This window comes from Roseateles sp. GW821-FHT02E12 (assembly GCF_059421665.1).
Map to the genome: position 1 here is coordinate 1,240,303 of NZ_JBWKVK010000002.1, position 17,718 is coordinate 1,258,020.

At 67.8% G+C, this 17,718-nt stretch carries 16 protein-coding genes; 15 read left to right on the plus strand and 1 reads right to left on the minus strand.

What is annotated here, in order from left to right; translation table 11 throughout:
- The first annotated feature begins 68 nt into the window (after window positions 1–68).
- From AC07V5_RS16465 to AC07V5_RS16475, 3 genes are read left to right on the plus strand one after another with little or no spacing between them, the layout of a single operon-like run.
- A complete protein-coding gene (locus tag AC07V5_RS16465) occupies window positions 69–851 on the plus strand; it encodes an SDR family oxidoreductase (protein WP_495116751.1) in 783 nt (260 codons plus the stop codon).
- Window positions 851–1,474 (plus strand): YceH family protein, encoded by a 624-nt coding sequence (locus tag AC07V5_RS16470; RefSeq protein ID WP_495116752.1) that lies wholly within the window; start codon window positions 851–853, stop codon window positions 1,472–1,474. The genes AC07V5_RS16465 and AC07V5_RS16470 overlap by 1 nt, the downstream gene beginning before the upstream one ends.
- Complete coding sequence (locus AC07V5_RS16475) at window positions 1,471–1,890, plus strand: acyl-CoA thioesterase (protein ID WP_495116753.1); 420 nt, start codon at window positions 1,471–1,473, stop codon at window positions 1,888–1,890. The genes AC07V5_RS16470 and AC07V5_RS16475 overlap by 4 nt, the downstream gene beginning before the upstream one ends.
- Here AC07V5_RS16475 and AC07V5_RS16480 read toward each other — a convergent pair.
- Window positions 1,883–4,582: a TonB-dependent receptor gene (locus tag AC07V5_RS16480; RefSeq protein WP_495116754.1), complete on the minus strand. Its 2,700-nt coding sequence runs from the start codon at window positions 4,580–4,582 to the stop codon at window positions 1,883–1,885. The genes AC07V5_RS16475 and AC07V5_RS16480 overlap by 8 nt on opposite strands.
- Before the next feature lie 167 nt (window positions 4,583–4,749).
- On the opposite strand from AC07V5_RS16480, the gene AC07V5_RS16485 reads away from it, so the two are divergent.
- From AC07V5_RS16485 to AC07V5_RS16540, 12 genes are all read left to right on the plus strand, one after another.
- Window positions 4,750–6,219, plus strand: a complete 1,470-nt coding sequence (locus tag AC07V5_RS16485; RefSeq protein WP_495116755.1) for a cyanophycinase — start codon at window positions 4,750–4,752, stop codon at window positions 6,217–6,219.
- A 141-nt stretch (window positions 6,220–6,360) separates the two neighbouring features.
- On the plus strand, window positions 6,361–7,596 hold the full coding sequence (locus tag AC07V5_RS16490) for a cyanophycinase (RefSeq protein ID WP_495116756.1): 1,236 nt from the start codon (window positions 6,361–6,363) through the stop codon (window positions 7,594–7,596).
- Window positions 7,593–7,991, plus strand: coding sequence for a DUF3224 domain-containing protein (locus AC07V5_RS16495; protein ID WP_495116757.1), 399 nt, complete (start codon window positions 7,593–7,595; stop codon window positions 7,989–7,991). The genes AC07V5_RS16490 and AC07V5_RS16495 overlap by 4 nt, the downstream gene beginning before the upstream one ends.
- Window positions 7,992–8,007: 16 nt before the next feature.
- Window positions 8,008–8,409, plus strand: a complete 402-nt coding sequence (locus tag AC07V5_RS16500; protein ID WP_495116758.1) for a hypothetical protein — start codon at window positions 8,008–8,010, stop codon at window positions 8,407–8,409.
- Between the two features lie 37 nt (window positions 8,410–8,446).
- The gene (locus AC07V5_RS16505; protein ID WP_495116759.1) at window positions 8,447–8,950 is read left to right on the plus strand and encodes a YbaK/EbsC family protein; all 504 of its coding nucleotides are present in this window, start codon (window positions 8,447–8,449) and stop codon (window positions 8,948–8,950) included.
- Window positions 8,947–9,174 (plus strand): DUF1289 domain-containing protein, encoded by a 228-nt coding sequence (locus AC07V5_RS16510; protein WP_495116760.1) that lies wholly within the window; start codon window positions 8,947–8,949, stop codon window positions 9,172–9,174. Before AC07V5_RS16505 ends, AC07V5_RS16510 begins: the two co-directional genes overlap by 4 nt.
- Window positions 9,171–9,830: a 2-hydroxychromene-2-carboxylate isomerase gene (locus tag AC07V5_RS16515; protein WP_495116761.1), complete on the plus strand. Its 660-nt coding sequence runs from the start codon at window positions 9,171–9,173 to the stop codon at window positions 9,828–9,830. The genes AC07V5_RS16510 and AC07V5_RS16515 overlap by 4 nt, the downstream gene beginning before the upstream one ends.
- 202 nt (window positions 9,831–10,032) lie before the next feature.
- Window positions 10,033–11,712, plus strand: a complete 1,680-nt coding sequence (locus AC07V5_RS16520) for an MFS transporter (protein ID WP_495116762.1) — start codon at window positions 10,033–10,035, stop codon at window positions 11,710–11,712.
- 167 nt (window positions 11,713–11,879) lie between these two features.
- On the plus strand, window positions 11,880–12,947 hold the full coding sequence (locus AC07V5_RS16525; RefSeq protein ID WP_495116763.1) for a LacI family DNA-binding transcriptional regulator: 1,068 nt from the start codon (window positions 11,880–11,882) through the stop codon (window positions 12,945–12,947).
- A gap of 245 nt (window positions 12,948–13,192) precedes the next feature.
- On the plus strand, window positions 13,193–15,508 hold the full coding sequence (locus AC07V5_RS16530; protein ID WP_495116764.1) for a TonB-dependent receptor: 2,316 nt from the start codon (window positions 13,193–13,195) through the stop codon (window positions 15,506–15,508).
- 5 nt (window positions 15,509–15,513) lie between these two features.
- Window positions 15,514–16,407 carry a PfkB family carbohydrate kinase gene (locus AC07V5_RS16535; RefSeq protein ID WP_495116765.1) on the plus strand — a complete coding sequence of 298 codons (894 nt, stop codon included), beginning with the start codon at window positions 15,514–15,516 and terminating at the stop codon, window positions 16,405–16,407.
- Window positions 16,404–17,711, plus strand: a complete 1,308-nt coding sequence (locus AC07V5_RS16540) for an MFS transporter (RefSeq protein ID WP_495116766.1) — start codon at window positions 16,404–16,406, stop codon at window positions 17,709–17,711. Before AC07V5_RS16535 ends, AC07V5_RS16540 begins: the two co-directional genes overlap by 4 nt.
- The last annotated feature ends 7 nt before the right edge of the window (window positions 17,712–17,718 follow it).

Genomic DNA, 17,718 nt, shown 5'->3' on the forward strand with positions numbered 1-17,718 from the left:
GTCGTGCTTTTTTAGTGTGGGCAGCCTAGGCCGGTAGGATCGGTGCAACCCACTCAGAAGGCAGTCTCATGAGTTACTCCATCAATCTCGAAGGCCGTGTGGCACTGATCACCGGTGCGTCCAGTGGCCTGGGCGCGCAGTTTGCCAAGACGCTGTCCAAAGCCGGCGCCTGTGTTGTGCTGGCCGGACGTCGCATCGAGCGGCTCAAGGACCTGCGCGCCGAGATCGAGGGCAACGGCGGTGACGCCCACGTCGTGCAGCTCGACGTGACCGACGTGGCCAGCATCAAGTCCGCGGTGGCCCACGCCGAGACAGAGGTCGGCACGCTGGACATCCTCATCAACAACTCCGGCGTGTCGACGACGCAGCGGCTCACGGACGTCACCGAGAACGACTACGACTACGTGATGGACACCAACACGCGCGGCGCCTTCTTCGTCGCGCAGGAGGTGGGCAAGCGCATGCTGGCCCGTGCACGCGGTTCGGCGCCAGGCTCGTTTGTCGGCGGGCGCATCGTCAACGTGGCGTCCATGGCCGGCCTGCGAGTGCTGGGCCAGATCGGCGTCTACGCAATGAGCAAGGCTGCCGTCATCCACATGACGCGTGCGATGGCGCTGGAGTGGGGCCGCTACGGCATCAACGTGAACGCGATCTGCCCGGGCTACATCGACACCGAGATCAACCACCATCACTGGGGCACCGAGCAGGGCAAGAAGCTCGTCGACATGCTGCCGAGGAAGCGCGTGGGGCAGCCGCAGGACCTGGATACCTCGCTCTTGATGCTGTGCGCCAACGAAAGCCATTTCATCAATGGCGCGGTGATCCAGGCTGACGACGGCTTCGGAGTTTGATGTTGAAGCGAGACCTGACCCCACTGGAAGCGCGCGTCCTCGCCGTCCTCGTCGAGAAGGAAAGCACTGTGCCGGACAGCTATCCGCTGTCGGCCAATGCACTGACTGCCGGCTGCAACCAGAAGACGGCGCGCGACCCGGTGATGGACGTGAGCGAGGCCGAGGTGCTGGCCACCGTGGAGGAACTGAAGGCGCTGCACCTGGTCACCACGGTCAGCGGCAGCCGCGTGGTGCGCTACGAGCACAACTTCGCGCGCGGCATGGGCGTGCCTGGCGCGGCGACGGCGCTGCTGACGCAGCTGATGCTGCGCGGCCCGCAGACGGCGGCTGAACTGCGCCAGAACACCGAGCGCCTGCACCGCTTTGCCGATGTGTCCTCGGTCGAGGGCTTTCTGGAGGAACTCGCCGAACGCGAACCGCCCATGGCCATCAAGCTCGCCAAGGCGCCTGGTGCCCGCGAGGCGCGTTGGGCACATCTGCTGTGCGGGCCGGTGGCGTCCGTCGAGCAGGCGGTCGCCGGGGCTCAGCCGCGCGACGAGGAGGTGGCCTTGCTGCGCGCGGAGGTCGCATCACTGCGCAGCCTCGTCAACCGCATCGCCGCCGAACTGGGCATCACCCCATGAGATACCTCGTCCCGGCCGAGAAGAAGCTGACCTACGAGTGCCGCATCGCGATGCGCTGGGGCGACATGGACGCGATGGGCCACATCAACAACACGCTGTATTTCCGCTACCTGGAGATTGCGCGTGTCGACTGGCTGACGCAGATCGGCGCCGCGCCCAACCCGGGCGGGCAGGGGCCGGTCATCGTCAACGCCTTCTGCAACTTCTATCGCCAGTTGAAGGCGCCGGGCGAGGTGCTGGCCAAGCACTACGTCAGCAACCCCGGCCGCACCAGCTTCGAGACGTGGATCACGCTGGAGCGCGTGGACGAACCCGGTGTCATCTACGCCGAGGGCGGCGCCACAACGCTGTGGTTCGACGCCCAGACCGACAAGGCCATTCCCCTGCCGGACTGGGTGCGCGAACTGGTTACCTGAAGGCGTACTTCACGCTCGCGTAGATGTAGCGGCCGCGCGGGTCGGTGTAGCTCGGGTCGTAGCCGGACAGGAAGAACCAGGCCTGCTGCGAGAACGGCGGCGCCTTGTTGAAGGCGTTCTGCACACCCACGCGCAGCGTCAATGATTTGCTCGCCTCCAAGCCGGCCGACATGTTCCACAGCGAATAGGCGCCCACCTTGCGGTCGGGCTTGCCGATGATGTGCTGGTCGTCGTAGCCCTGCAGATAGCTGTTGGACACCGTGAACGACAACGGGCCGCTGTCCCAATCCACTGCGACCGTGTGGCGCCAGCGCTGCACGACGCCGTCGTTGATGAAGACGCCGAGGTTGCTGACGAAGGGATCGCCGTCGCCGGTCTGCTGCTGCGACTTCAGCGTCAGCGTGCCGTTCAGGCGCAGGCCGAACTGGCCGAAGGCGGTCTTCAGGCCGCTCAGGTTGATGCCCAGATCCAGCCCGGAGATGCGCTGCTTGCCACGGTTCTCCTTGATGAGGTCGATGGATTCGATGACGTCGTCGGCGTCGCGATGCACGAGATTGCCGTACTTGCCGAGGTCACCCAGGATGACGTCCACGCCCAGCGTGCTGATCAGGTTGCTCTTCTCGATGTTCCAGTAGTCGGCATTGAGGCTGACGCCGCGCTTGGGTTCGAAGACGATGCCGGCCGAGTACTGGCGCGACTTCTCGGGCTTGAGCTTGGCGTTGCTGAAGTTCAGCGTGGTCCAGATGTCCGAGCAGTCGGTGGGCGTGTTGTCCGGGTCGGCGGCCAGACAGACCGGGTCCACCAGCGTGGCCGACGAGCCTTGGGTGACGGGGCGGTAGAGGTCCGACAGGCTGGGCGCGCGGAAGCCCTTGCCGATGGAGGCGCGCAACAGCAGCTCAGGCATGGGCACGTACTTCAGGCCCAGCTTCGGGCTGGCCGCGCCACCGCTGACCTGGTAGTGCTCGTAGCGCAGCGCGGCCGACAGCTCCAGCTGCTTGGTGATGGGCGCGCTGAGTTCGCCGAACAGGGCACTGACCTTGCGCGACTTGCCGAAGTCGGAGTCGGGGCCCTGCGAGGTCTCGCCGAGGATCAGGTCCTGCTTGAGCGCGTCGGACTGGTGGTAGTCCTGCTTCTCGCGGCGCAGCTCGCCACCGAAGGCCACGGCCAGGTCGCCGCCGGCCAGCTTGGTGAGCGCCTTGGAGGCCTTGAAGTCCAGGCTGTCCATGGTGCCGGTGGCGCGGCGCACCTCGCCGCGGATCTGGGCCTTCTCGTACAGGGCCAGGCCGGCGGCGCTGGACGTCGTGAACGGGCTGATGACGCCGTTGGCAAAGCCATCGCGGATCATCTGTTCGTTCAGGTAGCCCTGATGGTCGCGGTCCGAGACGCTGCTGGTGCTGTGGTTCAGCGCCCATTCGTAGTCCCAGCCCGACACGATGCCCTGCGTGCCCAGCACGAAGCGCTTGGTGTTGGACACCAGCTCGCTGGTGCGCAGGCCGGCCTCGCGCATGCGGGTGCGCACGGTGATGATGCGTTCCTCGTCGTCGGGGTCCAGGGTGTTGAGCGCGCTGCCCGCGAAGGCGGGGATGCGGGACACGTCGATGTCGGCATCGACACGGTTGGGCGTGCCGGTGTAGAGGGTGCGGGCGCGGGCCAGCGAGACCTCGGCGAAGAGCTGGTGGCCGCTGCCGAGGCTCAGGATGCCGCGGGCGAAGGCGCTGCTCTTGGTGGACTTCGGGTACAGCTCGATGTCGCGCATGTAGTCGAAGGTGCAACCGTCCACGCCGCCAATGCCGTCGGGCAGGTAGAGGTTGGCGGGCGGGTTGCAGCCGTTGGCCGCGGCCGGGTTCACGGTGCGCGTGTCGATGACCGTGCTGCCGTTGCTCGAATAGCCCTCGTCGGCCAGCGTGTTGAACTGGTAGCGCGACAGCCGGATGTTGCCCGGGAAGGTGGCGCTGGACAGCAGGTCCGGCAGCCGCCCGGGAATGTCCAGGTCCTTGATGAACTGGCGCTTGGAGGCGTTCAGGCTGCTGGTGGTTTGCACGTCCAGCACGCCGAAGACGTTGAAGCCGTCGCGGGCGAAGTCGCCTATGCCGCCGGCCACCGTGGCCGAGCGCTTGGCGGCGCCATGGCCCTCGGTGGTGTTGCCGGCGAGCGCGTTGATGTCGACGCCGGTGAAGTCCTTGCGCGTGATGAAGTTGATGACGCCGCCGATGGCGTCGGAGCCGTACAGCGACGAGGCGCCGTCGAGCAGGATTTCCACGCGCTGGATGGCCGCGGCGGGGATGCTGTTCAGGTCCACGCCGGACGCGTCGCCGGGCGAGGCGAAGTTGGCCATGCGCCGGCCGTTCAGCAGCACCAGTGTGGACGACACGCCCAGGCCGCGCAGGTTGGCGGCGTTGAAGCCCATCTGGTCGCGGAAGCCGCCGTAGGCCACGCTGCCGCCATCGGTCAGGTTGTTGGCGCTGGCGCTGATGCGGGCGACGAGCTCGGCCGCCGTCGTCACGCCGGCCTTGTCGATCTCGCCCCGCGTGATGACCTGCACCGGCAGCGCCGTCTCGCCCTCGATGCGCTTGATGGCCGTGCCGGTGATCTCGACGCGCTCGAGCGACGTCTGGGCCTGGGCCGCGCAGCTCAACGCGAGCAGAGCCGCGGTGGCAGCAGCGGCAATCGGGGAAGGGCGGGGGGATTTCATGGGCGGCTCTCCGTGGTTCGCGCGAGTCTAGGCACGGCGCCGCTAGCTGCCGGTTTTCCATTGGCAAATTCGTCTCGCCCGCGCCACGCCAGCGTCGTTTGAATTAGGGGCGAATCGTCATCAGCGCTCTGTCATGATGCGCAGTCTGACCAAGGAGGGTTGTGGGCATGAGGGCATGGATCTGGGCCGGTGTAGCGGCAATGGCATGGGCCATGGGCGTGCAGGCGGCGCCTGCAACACCGGCGCCCGCGGCGAGCGCGCCGCAGGGCTTCAGGCTGCTGCGCCCGTCCGCGCCGGCTTCTGCGCCTCGCGCTGCGGCGCCCGCGCCCGCCAAGCCTGCGTCCGCCGTGCCGGCGGCACCTTCCGGCGCGCTGCTGCCGCTGCCCGAGTCCGAGCCCGCCATCCGCGGCTATGCCGTGCCCATCGGCGGCGCTCTGAAGGCCGACAACGAAGAGGTCTGGCAGCGCATCGTGCAGCTGGCCGGCGGCAAGGGTGCACGCTTCGTCGTCTTCGGTACCGCCAGCGAAGACCCCGAAGCCAGCGCCAAGCAGGTTGTCGACCTGCTGCAGCGCCGCGGCGCCATTGCGGAAGCCCTGCCCGTGGCGCCCAAGTTCCTGTGGGTGGACCTGAGCAAGGTCGTGCGCGACCCGGCGCTGATCGCCAAGGTCAAGGCCGCCAAGGGCATCTTCTTCACCGGTGGCGTGCAGGAGCGCATCGTCGACGTGCTGCAGCCCGGTGGCCAGAGCACGCCCATGCTGGAGGCGATCTGGGACGTCTACCGCAAGGGCGGTGTCGTGGCCGGCACATCGGCCGGCGCGGCCATCATGAGCACCATCATGTTCCGCGATGCGCCCAGCGTCGTGAACATCCTCAAGGGCCGCTTCGCCGACGGCAAGCAGGTCGACCGCGGCCTGGGCTTCGTCGGCCCGCACCTGTTCGTCGACCAGCACTTCCTCAAGCGCGGGCGCTTCGGCCGCATGATCCCGCTGATGATGGCCAAGGGCTACAAGCTCGGCCTGGGCGTGGACGAGAACACCGCCGCCATCATCCGCGGCGACGAGATCGAGGTCATCGGCGACCGCGGCTGCATGGTCGTGGACCTGACCGAAGCCAAGACCGACGCCACGCTGGGCGCCTTCAACGTGCAGGGCGCGCGCCTGTCCTATCTGGAGCACGGCGACCGTTATCACATGCGCGCCCGCTCGACGACGCCCTCGGCGCCCAAGCTGCGCGGCGACTTGCACGACGCCGAGTCACCCAACTTCAAGCCCTACTACACCGACGACGTCTTCCACCTCGACATGCTGGGCGACTCGACCATCTCCAGCGCGATGAGCCGCCTCATCGACAGCGTGCGCAAGGAGGTCAAGGGCCTGGCCTTCGACGTGCTGCCGCGCACCAACGACCCGCTGGCCGAACTGGGCTTCCTGTTCCGCCTCTACAAGGGCTCGGACTCGCTGGGCTGGAGCACCGAAGAGTTTGGCGGCGAGCAATTCACGGTGACCAACCTCTACATGGACATCAGCCCGGTGCGGCTGCCAATGCCGCTGTATGGCGGCTGGGCCGGGCCGGCCAAGCCGGGGCCCGAGTTGCCCGCCACGGCGGCGCCGTCGGCGTCGGCGCCTTCGGGCCAGTAGCGAGAGTAGCGAGCGAGTCCGCGCAGCGCCTGGTCACAAGCGTTGCTCTTCTTCGACCTTCCTCGGGCCTGACCCGCTGTTGATTTGCTCGCGGGCCTGCCAAGATGGCGGGCACGTGACTTCTGCCACCCGGCACCCATCTTGCACAGTTCCTCCCAAGCCGGCACCGTCATCGTCATCGGCGGCGCACTGAAGGCCGACAGCGAGGCTGTCTGGCAGCGCATCGTCGACGAGGCCGGCGGCGCCGGCGCGCCCATCGTCGTCTTCCCGACAGCTGCCTACGAGCCGGAGCGCATTGCCGCCCAGATCGTTGCAGCACTGAACCGCTGCGGCGCGCGCGCCGAGACCATCCCGGTTGCGCCTCATCTCGACGGCGTCGACCTGCAGGCCGTGTTGAACGACACAGCCCTGATCGCCCGCGTTGCTTCGTCCAAGGCCGTGTTCTTCTCGGGCGGTGCCCAGGAGTACCTGGTCGACACCCTGCAGCCCGATGGTCAGCCCACGGCCATGCTGGGCGCCATCCGCGCCGTGTTCCAGGCTGGTGGGGTCATCGCCGGCACCAGCGCCGGCGCGGCCGTCATGAGCCGGCTGATGTTCCGCGACGCGATGGACAACCTGGCCGTGCTGCGGGGCCAGTGGCGGGCGGGCCACGAGTACGACCGCGGCTTCGGCTTCGTCGCCCCCGAGCTTCTTGTGGACCAGCATTTCCTCAAGCGCGGCCGCATCGGTCGCATGTTGCCGGCGCTGCAGGCCCTGGGCTACCGGGTCGGGCTCGGCGTCGACGAGAACGCGGCCGTCGTCATCAAGGGTACCCAGCTCGAAGTGATCGGCGGCAGCGGCGCCGTTCTTGTCGACCTCGGCGAGGCGACTCACGACGTCCGCTTGCCCGCCTTCAACCTGCGCGGCGCGCGGCTGGCCTATCTCGACCACGGCGACCGCCATGACCTCGCCAGCGGCGAGACGGTGCCTGCCGCACGCAAGCTGCTTGAGCCGCGCATCGATCCGGTCGCGCCCGGTTTCGAGCCCGGCCTGCAGTCCAACCGCTACTTTCTCGACATCCTCGGCGACGGCTGCATCCTCGACGCGCTGACCCAGCTCCTCGACGGCCCTGCACCCGAAGTGCGCGGCCTGGCCTATCGTGCCAACCCAAAGCCCGGCGACCCGATGCCGGACGTGGGCTTCGAGTTCCGCCTTTACCGCGGCCCGGGCCTGGTCGGCTGGTGCAGCGCCGCGTTGGGCAGCGAGGACTACACGGTGCTGGGCGCCCGGCTGGACGTGGTGCCGGTGCGGGTGGCCAACCCGTTGTTCACGCCGCTGGCCGCGGAGCCGCAGCGCGTGGTCGAATCGGAGCCGAGTCTTCAAGGAGAACGGTCATGACGGAACCGGTGATGATCAGCGGTGAGTTCAGCGTCGGCATGACAGCCCAGGACGCGCAGGCCGAGAGCCCGGCCATAGGCCGCATGCTGCTCGACAAGCAGTACCACGGTGCGCTGCAGGCCCGTGGTGCCGGCCAGATGTTGGCCACGCACGGCAGCGTTGCTGGATCGGCGGCCTATGTGGCGCTGGAGACGGTGACCGGCTCGTTGCAGGGCCGAGAAGGTAGCTTCTCCCTCGTGCACCACGGCGAGATGGACCGCGGCCAGCCCACGCTGGTCATCGGTGTCGTGCCCGATTCCGGCACCGGTGCGCTCGCCGGCCTGACCGGCAGCATGCGCATCCGCGTCGAGGGCCACAAGCATTTCTATGATTTCGAGTTCACACTGGCCGCCTGATGGCGAAGGAGTTGTCATGAAGAAGATCTTCATTGCCCTGACCACGCTGCTGCTCGGTGCAGCCGCCCAGGCCACCGACGTTGGCGTGTCCGTCCAGGTCGGCCAGCCCGGCTTCTACGGCCGCATCGACATCGGCAATGCGCCGCCCCCCGTCATGATGGCCGAGCCCGTCTGGGTGCAGCGCCGCCCCGTGCGTGTCGAGCCCGTCTACATGCGCATTCCGCCCGGCCACCAGAAGAACTGGGCCAAGCACTGCGCCCGCTACAACGCCTGCGGCACGCCGGTCTACTTCGTCAAGGAAGACTGGTACCAGCAGCGCTACGCCCGGCCGCAGAGCGACAACGACCAGGGTGACGACCGCGGCAAGGGCAAGCATGGCAAGGGCCATGGCCACGGCAAGGGCAAAGACCGCGACTGAACGCAAGCCGGGCCAGGGTCGCGACACAATCCTGACCATGGCAGATACCGACACCCGCCCCGAAGGTTTTCAACGCGTCAGCGCCGCGCTGACGGCGCTCGCCCATCCGCACCGCCCGCTGTGGCTGGACGTTGCTGCCCGCACGGCCCAGGAGGCAGCCGACGCCCTCGGCGTCACGCTTGGGCAGATCGCCAAGTCGGTCGTCTTTCGCCGCAAGGCCGATGACTCGGCCGTGCTGGTCATCACGTCGGGCGACAAGCGCGTCGATGAGGCCAAGCTCAAGCCACACACCGGCGCGCTGGGCCGCGCCGACGCCGACTTCGTCAAGGCCCGCACGGGCTTCTCCATTGGCGGCGTGTCGCCCGCAGGGTTTGCGCCCAGCGATGGCGCCGCACCACCCCAGCTCTTCATCGACCGCGAGCTGTTCCGCTTCGACATCATCTGGGCCGCAGCCGGGCACCCGAACGGCGTGTTCAAGCTGACACCGGGGGAGCTGGAGAAGCTGACGGGCGCGCCGGTCATCGACGTGGTGCAGGCATGAGGCCTGCCGTTGTGTCCCCCTGCGTGAATGTCTGCCAGATGGACGCGGCCAGCGGCTGGTGCCGGGGCTGCGCGCGCAGCATCAACGAGATCGCGGGCTGGGGCGGGGCGCCCGAGACCGTGCAGCGCCACATCCTCGACCAGTTGCCGGAGCGCCGTGTCGAACTGCACCACCACGGCCTATGGCTCGGCCCTTGGCCGCACAGCGAAGGACAGGATCGATGAAGCAGCTGACCTTCTACTTCGACCCGATCTCTCCCTACGCGGCGCTGGGCTTCGAGGCGTTGCCCGAGGCACTTGCGGGGCACAACGTCGAGGTCATCTACCGGCCCATCCTGTTTGCCGCGCTGCTGCAGGCGCTGGGGCAAAAAGGGCCGGCCGAGATCGAGGCCAAGCGGCGCTGGACTTTCCGCCAGGTGGCCTGGCTGGCCCACAGCCAAGGCGTCGTGCTGGACCCGCCGGCCCAGCACCCCTTCAACCCGCTCCCGTTGCTGCGCCTGGCCTGGGCCTGCGCGGCGGCGCCAGGGCAGCCAGGCGATACGCCCAGCCGCTGGGTTGCCGAGCAGCTGTTCCATCACGTGTGGCGCGGCGCCGGTGCCGATGCGAACGACGCGGCACGCCTGGCCGCGCTGACGCAGCGGCTGGCGCCCGCGCAAGACCCGGCGGGCGAAGCCGTCAAGCAGCGCTTGCGCAGCGAGACCGAGGCCGCGCTGGCGCTGGGTGTCTTCGGCGTGCCCACCGTCGAGCTGGACGGGCGCCTGTTCTGGGGCCAGGACGCGCTGCCCATGCTGCGCGCCGCACTGGACGGTGACCCCTGGTTTCTCACCGGCATCTGGGAAGAAGCCGGCCGCCCTCGGCCAGGCGTAACGCGCCGGCACTAGTCAACTTGCCCTCACATCCAGACTCGGGACTTACCCGCGACGACGCCTGAATCCCGCATTGAGAAAAGCTGACCGCGGGTTCCTGTGGAGTTTGTCAGCCTCGATTCAGACTGGCGTCAGAACACGGTCAGAGGCAGTGTGAATAGTCGCGACGCAAGGGATGTCTCAATGTGGGACGGCCCGACAACAGACGGAGACTTTCATGGCAACTGCGACTTCGACGGCCGCCACGCCGATGACCAAAGAGGAGAAGAAGGTCATCTTCGCCTCCTCGCTGGGCACGGTGTTCGAGTGGTACGACTTCTATCTCTACGGTTCGCTGGCGCCGATCATTGCCAAGCAGTTCTTCTCGGGCCTGGACCCACAAGCCGCGTTCATCGCGTCGCTGATGGCCTTCGCCGCCGGCTTCATCGTGCGCCCCTTCGGCGCACTGGTGTTCGGTCGCCTGGGCGACATGATCGGCCGCAAGTACACCTTCCTGGTCACCATCTTGATCATGGGCCTGTCGACGTTCATCGTCGGCGTGCTGCCCACCTACGCCACCATCGGTGCTGCGGCTCCGGTCATCCTGATCGGCCTGCGGCTGCTGCAGGGCCTGGCCCTCGGCGGTGAGTACGGCGGCGCGGCCACCTACGTGGCCGAGCATGCGCCGCACGGCAAGCGCGGCGCCTACACGTCGTGGATCCAGACGACCGCGACGCTGGGCCTGTTCCTGTCGCTGATGATCATTCTCGGCACCCGCACGGCGCTGGGCGAGAAGGACTTCGGCGACTGGGGCTGGCGCATTCCGTTCATCGTCTCCATCCTGCTGCTGGGCATCTCGGTCTGGATTCGTCTGTCCATGAACGAGTCGCCTGCCTTCCAGAAGATGAAGGCCGAGGGCAAGACCTCCAAGGCCCCGCTGTCCGAATCCTTCGGCCAGTGGAAGAACCTGAAGATCGTGCTGCTGGCCCTCTTCGGCCTGGTGGCCGGCCAGGGCGTGGTCTGGTATTCGGGCCAGTTCTATGCGCTGTTCTTCCTGACGTCGGTGCTCAAGGTCGAGGCCTCCAGCGCCAACATCTGGATCGCGATCTCGCTGATCCTGGGCACGCCCTTCTTCGTCATCTTCGGCACGCTGTCGGACAAGATCGGCCGCAAGCCGATCATCATGGCCGGCCTGCTGCTCGCGGCGCTGACGTACTTCCCGCTGTTCAAGGCGCTCACCGAGGCGGCCAACCCCGACCTCGCCAAGGCCCAGGCCACGTCCAAGGTCACGCTGACCACGAGCATGGCCAGCTGCTCCTTCCAGGGCAGCCCGCTGGCACGTGAGGTGGACTTCACGAGCGCCTGCGACATCGCCAAGCGTGCACTGGCTCAGTCTTCGGCCAGCTCCGAGACGATCGAGGCCGCCGCCGGTGCGCCGACCATCGTGCGCGTCGGCGAGAAGGAAATCGCCGTGCCCACGGCCACCAAGCTGACCGAGCACAAGTTCGACGAAGCCAGCGCCAAGGCAATCGCCGGCTTCAAGAAGGAACTGGGCGACGCGATGAAGGCTGCCGGCTACCCGGCCAAGGCTGACATGGCCAAGGCCAATGTGCCGCTGGTCATCGGCATCCTGTTCGTGCTGGTGCTGTACGTGACCATGGTCTATGGCCCGATCGCGGCCATGTTGGTGGAAATGTTCCCGACCCGCATCCGCTACACCTCGATGAGCCTGCCGTACCACATCGGCAACGGCTGGTTCGGCGGCATGCTGCCCTCCATCACGTTCGCGATGGTGGCGCAGAACGGCAACATCTATCACGGCCTGTGGTACCCCATCATCATTGCGGCGATCACGTTCGTCATCGGCGTGCTGTTCGTGCGCGAAACCAAGGACGTGGACATCTACGCGAAGGACTGAGTGAGGACCGAGGACAGGCCCAGCGGCCTGTCCGACGCCTCACGAAGGCCATGCGGCATACAGGCCGCATGGCATGAGATGAGACCAAAGGCCGGCTTTCGCCGGCCTTTTTTCGTCGTGGCTAGCCCTGCTTGTCTGCCGCCGCCAGCCCTGCGACGATGCGGCGGATGCCTAAGTCCAAAGACTCCCTTGAACAGGCTGTCGGCAGCGCCAGCGAGCAGCGGCGGCTGCAGATGGTCGACATCGCGCGCCTGGCCGGCGTGTCGGTGTCCACCGTGTCGCGCGCGTTGAACGGCAGCGAGCTCGTCAATGCCGAGACCCGTCAGCGCGTGGCCGACCTGGCCCGCTCCCTGAACTACTCGATCAATTTCGGTGCCCGCAACCTGCGCCTGCAGGAGAACAAGACGGTGGCCGTCGTCGTGCCCTACGACGCCAAATCGCGCCAGCACATCTCCGATCCCTTCTTCCTGTCCATCGTCGGCTCCATTGCCGACGCGCTGACCGACCGAGGCTACGACATGCTGCTGTCGCGTGTGGATGCCGAGCACCTGGACCTGGCATCGCACTGGTTCGACTCCGGCAAGGCCATCGGCGTCGTGCTCATCGGCCAGTGGCGCCACCACGACCAGCTCAACGAGATGGCGGCGCGCAAGCTGCCGCTGGTCGTCTGGGGCGGCGAGATGCCCCAGCAGCTCTACTGCAGCGTGGGCGGCGACAACGTGCTCGGCGGCACGCTGGCCACGCGCCACCTGCTGCAGCTCGGCCGCAAACGCATTGCTTTCGTTGGCGACGCGAACCTGCCCGAGGTCTGGCTGCGCCGCCAAGGCCATGCCCAGGCCCTGCGCGAGGCCGGCCTGGAGCCCGACCCGGCGCTGGAGCTGCCCGCGCCCTTCGAGCCCAGCGTGGCCACTGGCATCCTGCGCCAGTTCTGCGCGTCGCAGCGCGACTTTGACGCCGTCGTCTGCTGCAGCGATGTGCTGGCGTTGCTGACCATCCAGGCGCTGCGCGCCGTTGGCCGCAGCGTGCCGGGCGACGTGGCCGTCATCGGCTACGACGACATGCCGCTGGCCGCCTACTGCGACCCGCCGCTGACGACGGTGCACCAGCCGGTGGCCGAAGCGGGTGCCGAGCTCGTCGAGGCCTTGCTGGGCCAACTGCGCGGGGAGCGCGCCGGGCCGCGCACCATGCCCGTCTACCTGAAGCTGCGCGACAGCGCCTCCGAAGCCGCTCGCTGAGCGGAGGAGCCGCCACTCAGAGTGGCCCTTCACCAGGCCGGTGGTCAGCCTGCCTATCGTTATCAAAGACTTTGCGGCGTAGAGCTTGGATGTTCAGTTAATAGGCATTTCTACTGATTTGCAATCGATTGCAAAAAAACGCGAAGCGAGCACAGAATGACGGCACGGACGCGGGCCTGCCGCCTCGGCACTGCGCCCGCCCCGCCTCGAAGAAGGCGTCCGGATACCGACAACCAGGAGACACCATGCCCACGCCCCACCCGCACCTCGCGCACTCGCGCCGCCGCCATCCACTGGCTATCGCCGCAGCCCTCGCGCTGCTGAGCGCCGCTGCCCAATCCCAGCAAGCCCAGCCCGGCGCTGCCGAGCCAGCCGACGGCCTCAAGCTCGACGCCGTCGTCGTCACCGGCACCTCGTCGGCCAAGTCCAAGATGCGCTCCAGCGTCGCCATCTCCACCATCGAGAGCGAGGGCGTCGCCACCATCACGGCCGCCAGCGCGACCGACGTGCTGCGTGCCGTGCCCGGCATCCGCGCCGAGGCCAGCGGCGGTGAGTCCAATGCCAACGTCGCCGTGCGTGGCATCCCGGTCTCGGCCGGCGGTGCGCGCTACATCCAGTTCCAGGAAGACGGCCTGCCGGTGCTGCAGTTCGGCGACATCGCCTTCGCCACGCCCGACACCTGGCTGCGTGCCGACGCCGCCTTCGAGCGGCTGGAGGTCGTGCGCGGCGGCTCTGCCGCGGTGCTGGCCACCGGTGCGCCGGGCGGCATCATCAACTTCATCAGCAAGACCGGCCTGGAGCAGGGCGGCAGCATCCAGCTGACCAAGGGCCTGGACTTCGACCAGACCCGTGTGGACTACGGCTACGGCGGCCGCCTTGCGCCCAAGACACGCTTTTTCGTCGGGGGCTTCTACCGCATGGGCGACGGCGGCCGCAAGGGTGCTGACGGCGCCGAGAACGGCGGCCAGGTGCGCGGCAACGTGACCTTCGAGTTGGAAGGCAAGAGCTTCGTGCGCTTCAGCTTCAAGCACCTGGACGACCACACGCCCACCTTCATGCCCACGCCGGTCAAGTACGTCGGTAGCAGCATCCAGGAGATTCCCGGCCTCGATCCGCGTCGCACGGCCTTCTACGACGCCGGCTGGCCGATGGACAACACGCTCACCAACACCAACGGCCGCGCCACCAGCAACATCCGCGACGGCCTGAAGGCCAAGAGCAACGCCTTCGGCGCCGAGTTCGACCTCGATGCCGGCGGTGGCTTCCGGCTGCAGGACAAGTTCTCCTGGAGCCGCAACTCGGGCCGCTTCATCGGCATCTTCCCGGGCGACGACGTGGCCGCGGCGCCGGCCGGCACCACCATCGCCACCGGCCCCGACGCCGGCAAGACCTACACCGGCAGCAAATTCACCGCCGTGGTCTTCAACACCCAGGTCGACGACGCCGGCCTGGTGGCCAACGACCTGAAGTTCTCGCGCGATTTCAACCTCGGCGGTGGCAGCCGCGTCAGCGCCGTGGCCGGCCTCTACACCTCGGTGCAGAAGCTGGACCTGACGTGGAACTTCAACCAGTACTCGCTCTCTGCCGACGAGAGCGGCGCCCGCCTGCTCAACGTGCCGGGCGTCACCAACGGCGCACCCGGTTTCGGCGGCTGCTGCAGCAACACGCAGGACAGCAAGTACACGACCAGCTCGCCCTACCTCGTGCTGAACTTCGAGTCCGGCCCGCTGTCGGCCGACTTCGGCCTGCGCCACGATCGCCAGAAGGCCAGCGGCGCCTACTACCAGTCCAACGCCGGCCTGGCCTACGACCTGACCAAGCCCAACGTCATCGACTATGACTTCGGCCGCACGTCCTACTCGCTGGGTGGCAACTACGCGCTCAACAAGGACCTGTCGGTGTTTGCCCGCTACGCCGACGGCGCCGCCTACAACGCCGACCGCATCACCTTCTTCAACAACCCCAACCTCGTCAACGGCAAGAGCCCGACCATCCCGACGAACAAGGTCAAGCAGCTCGAAGCCGGCGTGAAGGTGCGCGGCAACGGCATGAGCCTGTTCGCTACGCTCTTCCATGCCAAGACCGACGAGGTCAACGTCGACGTGACGACCAATCCCATCGTCGCCAAGGCCAACAGCTACCGCAGCAACGGCCTGGAGCTGGAGGCGTCGGCCAGGTTCGGCGTCGTCGGGCTGCTCGGTGGGCTGACCTACACCGATGCCAAGCAGGCCGACGGCCGTGCGCCCAAGCGCCAGGCCAAGGTGGTCTATCAGCTCACGCCGACGGTCAATTTCAGCGACGAGCTGACCTTTGGCGTCGGCATCATCGGCACGACCAAGAGCCTGGACGACGGTCCGACCGGACCGCTGACCATCACGCTGCCGGCCTACACCGTCGTCAACGCTTTCGCGAGCTATGCGATCACCGACCGCGCGACGCTTTCGCTGGCGGCCAACAACCTCTTCAACGAGCTGGCCTACACCGAGAGCAACGATGGCCGCGGCGCTGCCCGCGCCTACACCGGCCGCACGGTGAAGGCCTCGCTGCGCTACACCTTCTGAGCACGATGCCCGCCACGCCCATCCTCGTGCTCGGAGAAGCCCTCGTGGACGAGTTCCACGACGGCCCAGTCGCCGGCGGCGCGCCCTTCAACGTGGCGCGCTCGCTCGCGGCGCTAGGTGCGCCGGTGCGCTTCGTCAGCCGTATCGGCGCCGACGACGCCGCCGGCCGCCTGGTGCTGGACAGCGCCGCGCGCTTCGGCCTGGCCGCGGCCGGCATCCAGCGCGATGCGGCGCATGCCACCGGGCGGGTCAGCGTGCACGAGGAGGGCGGCGGCCACCGCTTCGAGATCCATGCCGATGCGGCCTGGGACCACCTCGAGCACCCCGGTGACGTGGGCCCCGGCATCATCTACTTCGGCAGCCTCGCGCAGCGCCACGCGGTGTCTCGCGAGGCGATCCGGGCCGTTGTCAAACGTGCCGCGGGGCCGCGCCTGCTGGACCTCAACCTGCGGCCCGGCACCGACGCGCCGGCACTGGCAGCGGAGTCGCTGATGCTGGCCGATTGGGTCAAGATCAACGAGGACGAACTCGACCGTCTGCTCGGTTGGTTCGAGCCCGGGCTGCCGGACCTGATGGCTCGCTTCGCGCTGCAGGGCCTGCTGGTCACACGCGGTGCGGCGGGGTATGCCCTGTACGGCGAGCACGGCAGCCTGCTGGCCCGCGGGGAGGGCGTGGCGCAGCCCGACTTCGTCGACAGCGTCGGCGCGGGGGACGGCTTCACGGCCATGCTGCTGGCCGGGCTGTCGCTGGGCCGTGAGCTAGGCGCAACCCTGCATCTGGCGAATCGCTACGCCGCGATGATCTGTGGCGTGCGCGGACCGCTGCCGGATGACGCGGACCTGTTGGCCTCCTGGCGCGAGGCCTTGAACGCGCTGCCCGTAGAGGATGCGCAGCCATGAACAAACCCCACCTGTCGTTCTCGCAGATCGTGAACATGAATGTCGGCTTCCTCGGCATCCAGTTCAGCTTCGGCCTGCAGCAGGCCAACATGAGCCCGATCTACCAGATGCTGGGCGCCGAGGGCAAGGACCTGCCCTACCTCTGGCTGGCCGGCCCTATCACCGGCCTGCTGGTGCAGCCCGTCATCGGCGCCATGAGCGACCGCACGACGCACCGCCTCGGCCGGCGCACGCCTTACTTCCTGATCGGCGCGCTGCTCTGCTCGCTGGGCCTGCTGGCCATGCCGTTCAGCCCGGCGCTGTGGTTCGCGGCCGGCCTGCTGTGGATCCTGGATGCCGCCAACAACGTGACGATGGAGCCCTACCGCGCCTACGTCAGCGACCGGCTGCGCGAGGAGCAGCACGCCAGCGGCTTCCTCACGCAGGCCTCGTTCACGGGCCTGGCGCAGACGCTGGCCTACCTCACGCCCAGCCTGCTCGTCGCCTTCGGCATGAACAAGGACGCGCTGGGCGCCAACGGCATCCCGGTCGTCACGACGCTGGCCTTCATCGTCGGCGCGCTGCTGTCGTTCACGACGGTGTGGTGGTCGGTGCGCAAGGTGCCCGAGCTGCCGCTGCCGGCCGAAGAGATCGCCCGCCTGCGCGCGCTGCCGCGCGGCATGGCCCCGGCGCTGGCGGAGATCTGGTCTGCCCTGCGCGAGATGCCTTCGACGATGCGGCGGCTGTGGTGGATGGCGCTGTTTCAGTGGTACGGAATGATGTGCTACTGGATCTACGTCGTGCCCACGCTGGCCGCCACGGTCTTCGGCACCGATGACCCGCACAGCCCGGGCTTTCGCGACGCGGCGCTGCTGAACGGCCAGGTCGGCGGCTTCTACAACGCCGTCGCCTTCGTCGCCGCCTTCGCGATGGTGCCGTTCACGAAGCGCCTGGGCGCGAAATGGGTGCATGCGTTCGCGCTCGCTTGCGCGGCCGCCGGCATGTGGGCACTGCCCGGTATCCACGACAAGGCCTGGCTCTTCCTGCCCATGGTGGGCATCGGCCTGGCCTGGGGTTCGATCATGGGCAACCCCTACGTGCTGCTGGCCGGCAGCATCCCGCCCGAGCGGGCTGGGGTCTACATGGGCATCTTCAACATGTTCATCGTCATACCGATGCTGATCCAGGCGGTGACGCTGCCGCTGTTCTACGACAGCCTGCTCGGCAGCCGCCCCGAGAACGTCATCCGCCTCGCTGGCGTGCTGCTGGCCATCGCCGCGCTGTGTGTGCTGGCCGTCAAGACTGAGCCTAGATCCGGCAGTTGACCGCTCG

Bases quoted from the DNA above. Each gene is read 5' to 3' on its own strand.
- AC07V5_RS16530 (WP_495116764.1), top strand. From the start codon at position 13,193: ATGCCCACGCCCCACCCGCACCTCGCGCACTCGCGCCGCCGCCATCCA.
- AC07V5_RS16465 (WP_495116751.1), top strand. From the start codon at position 69: ATGAGTTACTCCATCAATCTCGAAGGCCGTGTGGCACTGATCACCGGT.
- AC07V5_RS16480 (WP_495116754.1), bottom strand. From the start codon at position 4,582: ATGAAATCCCCCCGCCCTTCCCCGATTGCCGCTGCTGCCACCGCGGCT.
- AC07V5_RS16500 (WP_495116758.1), top strand. From the start codon at position 8,008: ATGAAGAAGATCTTCATTGCCCTGACCACGCTGCTGCTCGGTGCAGCC.
- AC07V5_RS16510 (WP_495116760.1), top strand. From the start codon at position 8,947: ATGAGGCCTGCCGTTGTGTCCCCCTGCGTGAATGTCTGCCAGATGGAC.
- AC07V5_RS16475 (WP_495116753.1), top strand. From the start codon at position 1,471: ATGAGATACCTCGTCCCGGCCGAGAAGAAGCTGACCTACGAGTGCCGC.
- AC07V5_RS16485 (WP_495116755.1), top strand. From the start codon at position 4,750: ATGAGGGCATGGATCTGGGCCGGTGTAGCGGCAATGGCATGGGCCATG.
- AC07V5_RS16525 (WP_495116763.1), top strand. From the start codon at position 11,880: ATGCCTAAGTCCAAAGACTCCCTTGAACAGGCTGTCGGCAGCGCCAGC.
- AC07V5_RS16495 (WP_495116757.1), top strand. From the start codon at position 7,593: ATGACGGAACCGGTGATGATCAGCGGTGAGTTCAGCGTCGGCATGACA.
- AC07V5_RS16540 (WP_495116766.1), top strand. From the start codon at position 16,404: ATGAACAAACCCCACCTGTCGTTCTCGCAGATCGTGAACATGAATGTC.
- AC07V5_RS16505 (WP_495116759.1), top strand. From the start codon at position 8,447: ATGGCAGATACCGACACCCGCCCCGAAGGTTTTCAACGCGTCAGCGCC.
- AC07V5_RS16515 (WP_495116761.1), top strand. From the start codon at position 9,171: ATGAAGCAGCTGACCTTCTACTTCGACCCGATCTCTCCCTACGCGGCG.
- AC07V5_RS16535 (WP_495116765.1), top strand. From the start codon at position 15,514: ATGCCCGCCACGCCCATCCTCGTGCTCGGAGAAGCCCTCGTGGACGAG.
- AC07V5_RS16470 (WP_495116752.1), top strand. From the start codon at position 851: ATGTTGAAGCGAGACCTGACCCCACTGGAAGCGCGCGTCCTCGCCGTC.
- AC07V5_RS16520 (WP_495116762.1), top strand. From the start codon at position 10,033: ATGGCAACTGCGACTTCGACGGCCGCCACGCCGATGACCAAAGAGGAG.